Genomic DNA, 13,594 nt, shown 5'->3' with positions numbered 1-13,594 from the left:
GCGCCCGATCGCCCGCGCCGACACCAGCCCATCGACATCCGACATGGGACTGAGCGCTGGCCTCGATCGCCAGCCTCCAATAATCAACACGCTCTCTACGGTGCGCCCGCTTCCCGAAGGTGCGCCACGGGGACGAACCGGCCGCCGGATGCTAGACGAGGGACTCCCGCCAGGCGGCGTGCAGCTGGGCGAAGCGCCCGGTGCCCGCGATGAGGTCCGCCGGGGTGCCGTCCTCGACGATCCGGCCGCGCTCCATCACGAGCACCCGGTCGGCGATCGCCACAGTCGACAGCCGGTGCGCGATGATCACGGCGGTGCGGTCGGCCAGCAGCGTCTGCAGGGCCTGCTGCACCAGCCGTTCGCTCGGGATGTCCAGGCTCGAGGTGGCCTCGTCGAGGATGAGCACCGCCGGGTCGGCGAGGAACGCGCGCGCGAACGAGATCAGCTGGCGCTGCCCGGCCGAGACGCGCCCGCCGCGCTTGTTCACGTCGGTGTCGTAGCCGCTGGGCAGCCCCTCGATGAACTCGTGCGCGCCGACCGCCCGCGCCGCCCTGACGATCTCGGCGGGCGTGGCATCCGGTTTGCCGATCGCGATGTTGTCGGCGACGGACCCGCTGAACAGGTACGCCTCCTGGGTCACCATCACGATCGCCCGGCGCAGGTCCTTGGGGTGCAGGTCGCGCAGGTCGACCCCGTCGAGGCTGACCCGACCGTCGGAGGGGTCGTAGAACCGGGCCATCAGCTTGGCCAGGGTCGACTTGCCTGCCCCCGTCGACCCGACCAGGGCGATGGTCTGCCCCGCGGGGATCGTGAGGTCGAACCGGGGCAGGATGACCCGGTCGCTCTGGTAGGCGAAGGTCACCTGGTCGAACGCCACCTGCCCGCGCGCCGTCCACAGGTCGACCGGCGCCACCGGGTCCGGCACGCCGGGGTGTTCCGCGAGCACGCCGGAGATCTTCTCCAGCGCCGCGGCTGCGGACTGGTAGGAGTTGTAGAACATCGCCATCTCCTCCATCGGGTCGAAGAACCGCCGGGTGTAGAGCAGCGCGGCGAGCAGCGCGCCGATGGCCAGCTGCCCGTCGGCGACCCGGAAGGCGCCGATCAGGAGCACCACCGCGACGGCCACGTTGCCGATCAGCACCAGGCCCGGGTCGAAGATGCCGAACAGCTGGATCACCCGCCCGTTGACCTTGCGATAGTCCTCGACGAGGCCGCCGAACACCCTCTCGTTGCGTTTCTCCGCACGGAACGCCTTGACCGCACGGATGCCGGTCATCGTCTCCACGAATTGCACGATCAGGCTCGCCGACGCCACCCGCGACTGCCGGAACAGGGCCTGCGAGCGCACCTGGAACCACCGGGTGAGGACCAGCAGCGGCACGAGCGAACCGAACAGCACCAGCCCGCTCGTGCCGTCCAGGGCGAATAGGAAGATCGCGGTGAACGACATGTAGAGCAGCCCCTGCACGAGTTGGTTGATCCCCTCGTCGAGTAGTTCCCGGATCGCGTCGAGGTCGCTGGTCTGCCGGGAGATGATCCGCCCAGAGGTGTAGGACTCATGGAATTCGAGGCTCAGCCGTTGCGTGTGCAGGAAGACCCGTTTGCGCAGGTCGATCAGCACGCCCTGGCTGATCCGCGCCGACATGATCGTGTACCAGGCGATAAGGCCGGCACCGATCAGGCCGGTGATCAGGTAGATCGCACCGGAGGCCGCCAGCGGCACCCAGTCCTGTTTGAGCAGCGCCGGCAGGCCCCGGTCGATCCCGAACGCGATCAGTGCCGGACCCGCGACCTGGGCGGCCGTCGACAGCACCACAATGAGCATCGCGCCGATGACGCGCCACCGCACTGGTCGAAGCAACGACCCGAGCAGACTCAGCGACCTGGCTCTGATCTGCTTGCTCTCCGCGGCGCTGAAGTCGCTCCGCTCTTCTCCCTCTACTCCGCTGACGCTCACAGCGCCGCCTCCCTTCTGGCGTCCCGCGCTTCTTCGTCTTCCAGACTGGAAATGACGAACTTGTAGTGCTCGCTCTGCCGGAGCAGATCGGAATGCCGACCTACGGCCGTGATCCGGCCGTCTTCGAGCAGGGCGACGCGGTCGGCGAGCATGACCGTTGACGGGCGGTGCGCCACGATCAACGCCGTCGTCGAGGCGAGCACCTCACGCAAAGCGGCCTCGACGAGCGACTCGGTGTCCACGTCCAGCGCCGAGAGCGGGTCGTCGAGCACCAGCACGGCCGGTTTCGCGGCGACAGCGCGAGCGAGCGCCAGTCGTTGCCGCTGACCGCCCGACAGGCTCATCCCCTCCTCGCCGACCAGGGTGTCCACCCCCTCGGGGAGGTCATGGACGAACCCCGCCTGGGCGACCTGCAGCGCCTCCTCGAGCGCGGCATCCGCTGCCGCCGAGCGCTCGGCCCACTCGGGGCGACCGAGCAGCACATTGTCGCGCACGGATGCCGAGAACAGCGTCGCATCCTCGAACGCCATCGCGAGGTGACGGCGCAGTTCCTCGCGCCCGAGGGCACGCACGTCCACCCCGTCGAGGGTCACCGCGCCCGCCGTCACGTCGTAGAGCCGGGTGGTGAGCGCCGTGAGGGTCGACTTGCCGGAGCCGGTCAGGCCGACGAGGGCCATGGTCTCCCCCGGTTCGAGTAGCAGGTCGACACCGTCGAGCAGGTCGGGGAACCGGGCGGGCGAGTCTGGATAGCGGAAGTGCACGTTCTCGAAGGCGAGCCGTCCTCGCGGGTGTTCGATCGTGACGGCCTGCTCCGGGTCGGTGATCGAGTTCGGTGCGTCGAGCACGTCGAAGAACCGGTCGGTGGCCGTGCGCGTGTCGAAGGTCATCGACAGCAGGAATCCGACCGACTCCACCGGCCAGCGGAGCACCGTGGCGGTGGCGAAGAAGGCGACCAGGCCGCCAACGCTGAGCTCGCCCTGGCTGGCCAGCCAGACGCCAGCGACGAGGCAGAGCGCAAACGCCACGTCGGGAACGAGCAGCAGCCACAGCCAGATGCCGGCGATGGCGCGGGACTTCTCGATCTCCGTGCCGCGCAGGCTTTCCGCCTGCTCGGCGAAGTTCTTCAGCGCGAATTTGCCGCGCCCGAAGGCCTTGAGCACGCGGATGCCGTGCACGGACTCCTCGACGGCGGTCGCCAGGTCGCCGGCCTGGTCCTGACTGCGCCGCGCCACGACGGAATACTTCTCCTCGAACCGGTAGCCGACGATCCAGAGCGGCACAGAGCAGACCATGAAGATGGTGCCGAGGACCCAGTTCATCGACACCAGGATCACGGCGCCGACGACGATCGTCAGCAGGTTGACCACGAGCAGCACGAAGCCGAAGGAGATCCACCGGCGGATCTGGTTCAGGTCGCTGACCGCCCGAGACAGCAGCTGGCCGCTCGGCCATTTGTCATGAAACGAGACGGGGAGGTCCTGCAGTCTGGCGTAGAGCGCGTTCCGCATCCTTGCCTCGATGTGGGTGCCCGGTGCGAGCACGAACCAGCGGCGCAGCGCGATCAGCACCGCTTCGAGCACGCCGAGGCCGAGGATGAGCATCACGGCGGGCCAGATCTGGGCGGAGTCCTGCCGGGACAGCGCGCCGTCAACGAGGCGTTGCAACACCTGCGGGATGGCGAGCGACACCAGCGCGGCGAGGAGGGCCGCGACCATGCCGAGGACGAGGCGCGGCATGGCCGGCTTCGCGTAGGGGTAGAGACGCAGCAGGGTCTGGAGGGTGGTCCTCCGGGTGGGTGGGGTGTCCCCTGCGGCGTCGAACGGATGTTCCTGGTCGATGAGCGTGGTCACGTGAAAGTCCTGAACGGTCAGTTTTCTGGTGCGCGGCGGGCCGGCGCGTGCGGCGCGATGAGACGCCGGTGGGTGCCGACGACGTTCGGGTTCCGTCGGCGACGGGCGGAAGCGTGGCTGCTTCCGGTGCGCGGGCAGCGGGCTGGCGGAGCTGCGGGCTGGTGCGAGGGCCGGTCGTGCCGGTGCGTGTGCCGGCCGGTTACGCGGCGCTGGCGGGGCGGAGGCTGGCGGGGCGGAGGCTGGCAGGTTGGAAGCTGGCACTGAAGGCAGCGCCGAGGTTCGCATCCGGTGCGAGCTGTCGTTGTGCTGTCTGTGTCATGTCGGCCTCCTGAGCGCGTCGTGTTCTGTGCTGTGCCCCCCTGATCAGGCAGCCTTTCAGACTACGACCGATGCCGGCCCGGCGCAAGGGACAAAAAGTCAGCGAACCCGAACGCTGAGGCAGGTGACGCAGCCCTCGAGTTTCTCGAACTCGGAGATGTCGACGGTGACCACGCGGTAGCCGCGCTGGGCGAAGAGTCCCGCCGAGAGCGGGGCGGCCGAGGACATCAGCACGGTGCGGTCGTCGAGCACGACGACCGCGGTGCCGTGGGCCTCCGGAACGGGCAGGAACGTCTCGAACACCGACGGGTCGTCGACGAGCGGCGGAAAACCGATCACGGTGCCGTCGGGCAGCGCGGTGACCGCGGTCTTGAGGTGCAGCGCTCGGCTGATCGACACCGCGACGACCGTGTAGCCGCGCGGCGCGAGGATGCCCCGCAACGCTTCGATGCCCTCGTCGTTGGTGCGGAGGCTCCGCCCGACGTACACGGTGCGACCGACCTTGAGCACATCGCCGCCGTCGAGAGTCCCGGGCAGGTCGAGGTGCTGCCGAGGGATGCCGAGCCGGGCCACGGCGGCCTCGGCGCCGGCCGTCTCGCCGCGGCGGGTCTCGGCGCCGGGGCTGGCGACGACGGCGAGGTCGCCGAACATGATCACGGCGTCCTCGATGAAGACGGAGTCCGGCAGCTCCGGCGCGGGCTCGACCTCGATGGTCTCCCAGCCCTCGGCCTCCAGCGCGGCGACGTAGCCGCGCCACTGTGTCTCGGCCAGCGCCTGATCCACCGCGGTGCGCTCGATGTGGGTGAGGAGCCCGTCGGCGAGGTTGCGGGCGGGCCGGCGCACGAGGGCGCGGCGCTGGGAAGGCTGGGGCACGGCGACGGGTTCCATCCCGCCAGTGTATGGCCCGGCAGCCGCCCGTGATTGGGCGGAAGCCGGGCGCCGCTGCGCGAGAGTCGGGACTCCCCCGCAGTGGCGCCCGGCGTCAGCGGCGCGCCGCGTCCAGCCGTCGCGGCGCGGCCAGCCGGCCCGGCGTCAGCGGCGCGCCGCGTCCAGCCGGGCCGCGGCCAGGTGCTCGGCGGCGGCGAGGGTCGTGATCCCCTGCTCGCGGGCATCCGTGAAGATGGTCGCCACGGTGTCGCCGATCGCGTCGACCCGCGCCGCGACGACGTCCAGGTCGGCACCCGGCTCCGAGGCGAGCGCCAGGTAGATGACCCCGCCGGAGTTGACGACGAAGTCGGGGGCCCAGAGGATGCCGCGCGCGTCGAGCTGGGCGGCACCCTCCGGCTGGGCGAGCTGGTTGTTGGCTGCGCCGACGACCCCGAGCACAGTGAGTTCGCCGATCACGCGCGCGGTGAGCACCCCGCCGAGGCCGCACGGCACGAACAGGTCGGCCGGCACGAGGTGCACGTCGTCGACGGACACCCAGGTGGCGCCGAGCGAGTCGGCCAGCTCCCGCCGGGCGAGGTTGACGTCGCTGACGGTCAGGCGGGCGCCGGCCGCCGCCAGCGCCGTGGCGAGGCGTCCGCCGACCTGGCCGAGCCCGGAGATCACGATGTGCCGGCCGGACACCTCCCGGCTGCCGAACAACGCGTCGAGGGTGGCGACGACGCTGGCGTAGACGCCCGCCGCGGTCGCGTCGGCGGGCTCGCCCACCCCGCCGGTGGCGGCCGGGAGACCGCAGACGTGGTCGGTGCGCTCCTTGACGACGGCCATCAGCTCGGCGTTCGTGCCCACGTCCTCCGCCGTCATGTAGGCCCCGTCCAGGCTCTCGATCGCGTCGCCGAGGTCGAGCATTGCGTCGCGCTGCTCCGCCTCGGTGAGCACGGTGCCGAGCGGCAGATGGATGACGGACTTGCCGCCGCCGAGGTTCAGACCGGCGGCCGCGTTCTTCAGCGTCATCGCCGCGGAGAGGCGCAGGGCGTCGGCGACGGCATCGGTCCAGTTCTCGTACTGCCACATCCGGGCGCCGCCCAGGGCCTGGCCGAGCCTGGTCGAGTGCACGGCCACGGTGATCACGAGGCCCGAGCGGATGCCCGTGGTGATCAGCACGCGTTCGTGGGTGAACGGGATTCCGACGAGCGCATCCAGCGACGGTGATGGTTGCGTGAGGGTCATGACTGTTTCTCCTTGCTGGCCTTGTGGGCCGGTGGGTTGGGGCCGCGGTTGTGGCGCGGCGACTGACCCAGACTAGCCTCGTCAGCGCAGGTCAGCGCGGGTCTTCCTGCACGGGGATCGAGGTGGTGAACTCCGCGGCCCGCGCCTTGGCGTTCTCGTCGCCGGAGAACAGCCCGATCGGCGCGGTCACGGGGTGCGACGGCTGCGGCCCGAGCGCGACGGCAGGCCTGGTCTGCGGTTCCCGCCGCAGCTCCATCCGGCCCACCGGCAGGGCGTCGGGGTTGTGGGTTACCAGCCAGTCGATCAGGTTCTCCCGCACGAGGCAGCGCAGGTCGAACAGGGTGGGAGCGTCGCCGGCGGAGACCAGCACGCGCACCCGCACGAAGCCGCCGACGGCATCCGTCACCTGGAGCACGACGACGCGACCGTCCCAGAGTTCGGTCTGGGCGACGATCCGGTCCAGCTCCCGGCGCATGCCGGCCGGGTCGACCCGCCAGTCCAGGTCGAACTCGACCGCGCCGAGCAGTTCGCTGTTGTGCCGGGTCCAGTTCTGGAACGGATTCGTCGTGAAGTAGGTCGACGGCAGCACCATCCGCCGGTCGTCCCAGATGTGCACGACCACGTAGGTGAGCGTGATCTCCTCGATCTTCCCCCACTCGTTCTCGACGATGACGACGTCATCCACCCGCAGGGCGTTGTTGAAGGCCAGTTGCACCCCCGCGAACACGTTGGCGAGGGTGGACTGGGCGGCGAGGCCGGCGACGACGCTGAGCAGGCCGGCCGAGGCGAACAGGCTGGCGCCCAGGGTCGCGGCCCCCGGGATGCTCAGCAGCACGGCCCCGATCGCGCAGATGATGACCACGACGACGCCGATGCGCCGCAGCATCCGCAACTGGGTGCGCACCCGCCGGGCGACCCTGTTGTCACGCACGTCGACCCGGTAACGGACTGCGGTGACTTCCTCGATGAAGTAGAGCAGCGCGCACACCAGCCAGGTGGCCGCGGCGATGAACAGGGCGCGGAACACGAAGTCGACCAGGCGCTCGATCTCCGCCGTGCTCTGCAGGAACAGCGTGTTGACGGACCACATGGTGCCCATCAGCAGGGTCAGGCGGAACGGGACCCTGGCCAGCCCGATCAGGGTGCGGGCCCACGCCTCCCGCCGGCCGACCATCCGGAACACGAGCGCGGTGATCGCCGTGACCGCCACGGCGGCCACGACGGCGACCAGGAGTGCGATCAGGTAGTCCGGTTGGATGAACGCCTCGAGGTCTGACACGACTGCCCTTCCCGCCGCTGCGCGTCTGGTGGCACCTCGGACCTCTTAATCGTGCCAGAGTCCGCGGTGCCCTGCCGCACGCGGGTCAGTGGAAGAAGTGGCGCTCCCCGGTGAAGTACATGCTGACGCCGGCCGCGACGGCCGCCGCGATGACCTCTTCGTCGCGCACCGAGCCGCCGGGCTGCACGACCGCGGTGACGCCGGCCTCGAGCAGCACCTGCAGGCCGTCGGCGAACGGGAAGAACGCGTCGGAGGCTGCGACGGAGCCGGCCGCACGGTCGCCCGCGCGCAGCACCGCGAGGTGGCAGGAGTCGACCCGGTTGACCTGCCCCATTCCCACCCCGACGGATGCGCCGCCGCGGGCGAGCAGGATCGCGTTCGATTTCACCGACCGGCAGGCCTTCCACGCGAACTCGAGGTCGGCGCGGGTGGCCTCGTCGACTTCCTCGCCCGCGGCGAGGGTCCAGCCGGACGAGTCGAAGTCGTCGAAGGTGTCGGTCTCCTGCACGAGCAGCCCGCCGGAGATCTGACGCAGTTCGAGTGAGGACCGGTGGTAGTCGGCGGGGAGTTCGAGCAGGCGGATGTTCTTTTTCGCGCTGAGCAGTTCGAACGCGGCCGGTTCGAAGCCGGGGGCGACGAGCACCTCGGTGAAGATCTGGCTGACGGTCTCGGCCATGCCGAGGGTCACGACCCGGTTCGCGGCGATGACCCCGCCGAATGCGGAGACCGGGTCGCAGTCGTGCGCGCGCTTGTGGGCGGAGGCGATCGCGTCGGGCGCCTTGGGGCCTGCGATGGCGATGCCGCACGGGTTGGCGTGCTTGATGATGGCCACGGCCGGTTCGGTGAAGTCGAAGGCGGCGCGCACGGCGGCGTCGGCGTCGACGTAGTTGTTGTAGGACATCTCCTTGCCGTGGAGCTGCACGGCCTGGGCGATGCCCTGGCCGCCGTCGCCGACGTAGAGCGCCGCCGCCTGGTGCGAGTTCTCGCCGTAGCGGAGCACGGCCTTGCGGGTGGCCTGGATGGCCAGGGTGTCGGGGAACGACGCTTCGGCCTCGAAGCTGGTGGCGATGACGGCGTCGAACTGCTCGAGGATCTCCTCGTCCAGGGCCTCGACGTCATCCTGCCACTGGTCGTAGACGTTCTCGGTGAACCAGGCGGAGACGCTGAGGTCGTAGCCTGCCGTGTGCTCGAAGGCGAGCGAGGCGAGCTTCTGGCGCAGGCGCAGCGTGGTTCCGCCGGCGCCGACGGCCGCGATGATCTCGTCGTAGTCGTCGGGGTCGACCACGATGGCCACGTTCGCGTGGTTCTTCGCCGAGGCGCGCACGAGCGCCGGTCCGCCGATGTCGATCTGCTCGATGACCTCGGCCGGGGAGGCGCCGGATTCCACGGTTTCGACGAACGGGTAGAGGTTCACGACGACGAGCTGGAAGGCCGCGATGCCGAGGTCGTTCAACTGGGCCTCGTGCGACTCGAGGCGGAGGTCGGCGAGGATGCCGGCGTGCACGCCCGGGTGCAGGGTCTTCACCCGGCCGTCGAGGGATTCGGGGAAACCGGTGACGGCGGAGACATCCGTCACCTCGTGGCCGGCGGCGCGGATGGTCGCGGCGGTCGAGCCGGTCGAGACCATCTCGACGCCGGCGGCCGCGAGGGCCCCGGCCAGCTCAAGCAGGCCGGTCTTGTCGCTGACCGAGATCAGCGCGCGCTTCACCGCAACGATGTCCCGCTCGCGGTACAGGCTCTGGTCGTTGGTGTGCCCGCTCATATCTGGGAATGCTCCTCGAGGTCGACGTGTCCGTTGGCGATGTCGAGCACGGCCTGCACCAGCAGGCGCCGCTCGACGGTCTTGATTCGTTCGTGCAGGGATGCTTCGGTGTCGCCGGGTAGCACCGGCACCCTCTCCTGCGCGATGATCGGTCCGTCGTCGACACCGGTGTCGACGACGATGAGACTGGCCCCGGATTCCGCGACGCCGGCGGCGATCGCGTCGCGCACCCCGTGCGCTCCGGGGAATTCGGGCAGGTAGGCGGGATGCGTGTTCAGCAGTTGCGGCGACAGCGCGGCCACCACCCGCGGCGGGAGCAGGCGCATGAAACCGCTCAGCACGACCAGATCGGGCGTCCACTGCCGGATCTGGGCCAGGAGCTCGTCGCCCCAGGCCTCCCGGCTCCGGTGGGAGGAGAACGGCACGGTGAAGGTCGGGATCCCGAACTCTTCGCCGAGGTCGAGGCCGTCGGCGTCACGGTCCGCGCCGATGGCGACGACCCGGGCCGGGTACTCGGCATCCTGGCACGCCTCGAGCAGGGAACGAAGGTTGGATCCCCCGCCTGAGATCAACACGACCAATGACAGCACGGGACGAGCCTACCGTTTGGCGGCCGGTTCGTTCTTCGGTGTGGCGCGGCTGCGCTGGAACGGATGCGGCGTCAGCAGCCCGGCACCGGCCGCGACACCCACCTCGATGGCGGTGAGCAGCCCGACCAGCAGGGGGTCTGGCCCTACCTCCACGAGCCGCCCGGGGCCCATCGCCCCGCCGGACCACCAGGCGAGCAGGCCGAGCAGGATGCCGGCGACGATACCCGTCGCCAGCCCGGTGACCAGCTGTTGCGGGACGGTGGGCGGCGCCATGTCGGCGCGGGCCTGTCGCTGCCGGGTCACGGCCGCGGCGAGGAAGCCGATCAGAACGGGCACCAGCAGGCCGAGGAAACCGAAGGCCAGCGTGCCGTGCGGGAGCACCCCGAGGATGGGCAGGCCGGGCACCGAGCCGAGGGCCGTGCCGACCGGGGACACGCTCGTGCCGACACCGACCGCGATGCCGGGGCCGACGAGCCAGGCGGCCGCCCAGACGACCAGGTTGGGGATGAGCGCGAGCTCGAGCAGGGTGAGCACGATGCCGCCGGTCAGGCCGGACTGCACCGTCTCGTAGAGGCCGATCACCGTGGCGTAGTTGCTGAGGATGAGCACGAAGACGGCCACGGCGGAGACCGCGACGATGGCGGCGGCGGCGGCGGTTCCGCCGCGGAGGGCCGTTGCTGCGATGCCGCGGGCCACGGAGGGGAGGGTGCGGTAGCGCCTCACGAGGGCGCCGGCCGCCTGACCTCGGAACGCGCCGCTGAGCACACCGCTGAGCACACCGGCCGCGTAGACCGCCGTCGGGAGCAGGATTCCCTGCGGGAGCGACGGGCGCACGGCATCCGTGCCTGCGGTCAGGCTGAGCACCGTCGCGAGCAGGCCGTAGCAGGCGATCGCTGCCCCGGCGCCGACCCAGCGGTACGGGGTTTCGGCGGCGCGGGCGCCGGTTCGCCGGCCGAGCAGCACGGCCAGCAGACCGTAGCCGAGCAGGGCGATGGTGAGCGTGAACGGGGCCTCCGAGCCGGGCAGCCCGAGCGTGGTGACCACGGCGGGGTCGAGTTGCACGGTCAGGTCGACGCCGTTGCCGAGCAGCCAGACGTCCACCGCGGCCCGCCAGAAGACGACCCAGTCGATGGCGAGGCCGAACTGGGTGGCCCAGAGCACGGTCAGCGGCACGAGCGCGATCCCGACGCCGATGGCGACGACAAGGACCGCCTCGAGAGCGGCGAGCAGGGCTGTCGTTGTGCGGTTCATCGGCCCCGAGCCTACTTGGCCGGGCAGGCTGCGGGTTTCGCCCTCGCCGCCCCCGTCGAATTCGACGGAGATTTTGCCCGTTCGGCCGCTGAGCGGGCGATTTCAGGCCGTTTCCGGCAATATCTCCGTCGAATTCGACAGGGCGAGAGAGACGGGGGCCAGGGCGGAGACGACGAAGGGCCCGCCTGGTCAGGCGGGCCCTTCGTGCGGATGCTGGTCCTACAGGGCCGCGAGAACCTCGCGCAGCAGGGTGGCGGTCTCGCTCGGCGTCTTGCCGACCTTGACCCCGGCGGCCTCGAGGGCCTCCTTCTTGCCCTGGGCGGTTCCGGCCCCGTTGGAGACGATGGCGCCGGCGTGGCCCATGGTCTTGCCCTCGGGAGCGGTGAAGCCGGCGACGTAGCCGACGACAGGCTTGGTGACGTGGGCCTTGATGTACTCGGCCGCCTTCTCCTCGGCGTCGCCGCCGATCTCGCCGATCATGACGATGGCGAGCGTCTCCGGGTCAGCCTCGAACGCCTCGAGCGCGTCGATGTGCGTGGTCCCGATGATGGGGTCGCCGCCGATGCCGATGGCCGTGGAGAAGCCGAGGTCGCGCAGTTCGTACATCATCTGGTAGGTCAGGGTGCCCGACTTGGAGACGAGGCCGACCGGGCCCTTGCCGGTGATGTTCGCCGGCGTGATGCCCACGAGTGCTTCACCGGGGGTGATGATGCCGGGGCAGTTCGGGCCGATGATGCGGGTCTTGTTGCCCTTGGCCAGGTTGTAGGCCCAGAACTCGGCCGAGTCCTGCACCGGCACGCCCTCGGTGATGATGACGAGCAGTGGGATGCCGGCGTCGATGGCCTCGATGACGGCGTCCTTGGTGAAGGCCGGCGGGACGAACGCGATGGAGACATCCGCGCCCGTCTTCTCCATGGCCTCGGCGACCGTGCCGAACACGGGCAGCTCGACGCTGCCGTGCACGACGGTGGTGCCGGCCTTGCGGGCGTTCACGCCGCCGACGACCTGGGTGCCGGCCTTGAGCATGAGGGCGGTGTGCTTGGTGCCCTCACCGCCGGTGATGCCCTGCACGATGACTTTGGAGTCCTTGTTGAGGAAGATTGACATGTTCGAAAATCCCTTACTTCGCGGCGTGGGCGAGTTCGGCGGCCTTGTCGGCGCCCTCGTCCATGGTGGCGGCCAGTGTGACGAGCGGGTGGTTGGCCTCGGCGAGGATGCGACGGCCTTCCTCGACGTTGTTGCCGTCGAGGCGCACAACGAGCGGCTTGTTTGCGGCGCTGCCGAGTTCGGCGAGCGCACCCACGATGCCCTTGGCGACGGCGTCACAGGCGGTGATGCCGCCGAAGACGTTGACGAAGACGGCCTTGACCTGCGGGTCGCCGAGGATAACGTCGAGGCCCGCGGCCATGACCTCGGCGGATGCTCCGCCCCCGATGTCGAGGAAGTTGGCCGGCTTGACGCCGCCATGGTTCTCGCCGGCGTAGGCGACGACGTCGAGCGTGCTCATGACGAGCCCCGCGCCGTTGCCGATGATGCCGACCTCACCGTCGAGCTTGACGTAGTTGAGGTCGTTCTCCTTGGCCTTCGCCTCGAGCGGGTCGGCGGCGGCGGCGTCCTCGAGGAACGCATGCTTCGGGTGGCGGAAGCCGGCGTTCTCGTCGATGGTGACCTTGCCGTCGAGCGCGATGATGTCGCCCTCTTCGGTGAGAACGAGGGGGTTGACCTCGACCAGGGTCGCGTCTTCACCGGTGAACACGGTGTAGAGCTGCACGAAGACCGGTGCGACCTTGTCGACGAGCTCGGCCGGGAACTTCGCGGCGATCGCGATCTCGCGGGCCTTGGCCAGGTCGATCCCGGCGATCGGGTCGATCGCCGTGTAGGCGAGCGCTTCGGGCTTCTCGACGGCGAGAACCTCGATTTCCACGCCACCCTCGTAGCTCGCCAGCGAGAGGTAGGAGCGGTTGGTCCGGTCCAGCAGCACGGAGAAGTAGAACTCCTGCTTGATTCGGGCTCCCCCGGCAACCATGACCCGGTTGACGGTGTGGCCCTTGATGTCGAGGCCGAGGATGGCTCGTCCGGCGGCTTCGGCGTCGTCGGGGGTCTTGGCGACCTTGACTCCGCCGGCCTTTCCGCGACCGCCGACCTTCACCTGGGCCTTGACGACGACGACGCCACCGAGCTTCTCCGCGGCCGCGCGCACCTCTTCAGGGGTATCCGCGATGATGCCCGGCAGAACCGGGACTCCATACTGTTCAAACAGGTCTCTGGCCTGGTATTCGTAAAGATCCACGCTGCTCTTTCCAATCCGCGTCTTGGCGTTCCTGCTGGGTACGAGGGGGTGTGGGCACAGTGTGCAGAGCCGAATGTAGCTCGACATCAAGACATACTGGCCAGTTCAAACTCTAGCGTCCCACATCGGCACCGCGAACTCTGGCCAAACGGCCGGTGCGGCAATACCATCGCATTCACGGG

General features: G+C 69.9%; 10 protein-coding genes. All 10 read right to left on the bottom strand.

The window, feature by feature from the left end; genetic code table 11:
- Nucleotides 1–151: 151 nt before the first annotated feature.
- The 10 genes from E3O32_RS00155 to sucC all read right to left on the bottom strand — a co-directional run bounded on the left by E3O32_RS00155 (nucleotide 152) and on the right by sucC (nucleotide 13,412).
- Nucleotides 152–1,957: an ABC transporter ATP-binding protein gene (locus tag E3O32_RS00155; RefSeq protein ID WP_134505807.1), complete on the bottom strand. Its 1,806-nt coding sequence runs from the start codon at nucleotides 1,955–1,957 to the stop codon at nucleotides 152–154.
- Nucleotides 1,954–3,693 (bottom strand): ABC transporter ATP-binding protein, encoded by a 1,740-nt coding sequence (locus E3O32_RS00150; RefSeq protein WP_134505818.1) that lies wholly within the window; start codon nucleotides 3,691–3,693, stop codon nucleotides 1,954–1,956. Before E3O32_RS00150 ends, E3O32_RS00155 begins: the two co-directional genes overlap by 4 nt.
- A 531-nt stretch (nucleotides 3,694–4,224) precedes the next feature.
- On the bottom strand, nucleotides 4,225–5,013 hold the full coding sequence (gene ddaH / locus E3O32_RS00145) for a dimethylargininase (RefSeq protein ID WP_134505805.1): 789 nt from the start codon (nucleotides 5,011–5,013) through the stop codon (nucleotides 4,225–4,227).
- Nucleotides 5,014–5,157: 144 nt separating this feature from the next.
- On the bottom strand, nucleotides 5,158–6,240 hold the full coding sequence (locus tag E3O32_RS00140; protein WP_134505803.1) for a Glu/Leu/Phe/Val dehydrogenase dimerization domain-containing protein: 1,083 nt from the start codon (nucleotides 6,238–6,240) through the stop codon (nucleotides 5,158–5,160).
- Nucleotides 6,241–6,331: 91 nt separating this feature from the next.
- Nucleotides 6,332–7,519: a mechanosensitive ion channel family protein gene (locus E3O32_RS00135; protein WP_241974412.1), complete on the bottom strand. Its 1,188-nt coding sequence runs from the start codon at nucleotides 7,517–7,519 to the stop codon at nucleotides 6,332–6,334.
- Between the two features lie 85 nt (nucleotides 7,520–7,604).
- The gene (gene purH, locus E3O32_RS00130; protein WP_134505801.1) at nucleotides 7,605–9,281 is read right to left on the bottom strand and encodes a bifunctional phosphoribosylaminoimidazolecarboxamide formyltransferase/IMP cyclohydrolase; all 1,677 of its coding nucleotides are present in this window, start codon (nucleotides 9,279–9,281) and stop codon (nucleotides 7,605–7,607) included.
- Nucleotides 9,278–9,871 (bottom strand): phosphoribosylglycinamide formyltransferase, encoded by a 594-nt coding sequence (gene purN, locus E3O32_RS00125; protein WP_134505799.1) that lies wholly within the window; start codon nucleotides 9,869–9,871, stop codon nucleotides 9,278–9,280. The genes purH and purN overlap by 4 nt, the downstream gene beginning before the upstream one ends.
- A gap of 9 nt (nucleotides 9,872–9,880) precedes the next feature.
- Complete coding sequence (locus tag E3O32_RS00120; protein WP_134505797.1) at nucleotides 9,881–11,122, bottom strand: cell division protein PerM; 1,242 nt, start codon at nucleotides 11,120–11,122, stop codon at nucleotides 9,881–9,883.
- Nucleotides 11,123–11,341: 219 nt separating this feature from the next.
- A complete protein-coding gene (gene sucD / locus E3O32_RS00115) occupies nucleotides 11,342–12,229 on the bottom strand; it encodes a succinate--CoA ligase subunit alpha (protein WP_134505795.1) in 888 nt (295 codons plus the stop codon).
- Nucleotides 12,230–12,242: 13 nt separating this feature from the next.
- A complete protein-coding gene (gene sucC, locus E3O32_RS00110) occupies nucleotides 12,243–13,412 on the bottom strand; it encodes an ADP-forming succinate--CoA ligase subunit beta (RefSeq protein ID WP_134505793.1) in 1,170 nt (389 codons plus the stop codon).
- Between the last annotated feature and the right edge of the window lie 182 nt (nucleotides 13,413–13,594).

It is taken from the genome of Cryobacterium mannosilyticum (genome assembly GCF_004402705.1).
GTDB classification, from domain to species: domain Bacteria; phylum Actinomycetota; class Actinomycetes; order Actinomycetales; family Microbacteriaceae; genus Cryobacterium; species Cryobacterium mannosilyticum.
The sequence above is the reverse complement of the archived record's forward strand: the minus strand, read 5'-3'. Positions and strand labels throughout refer to the sequence as shown.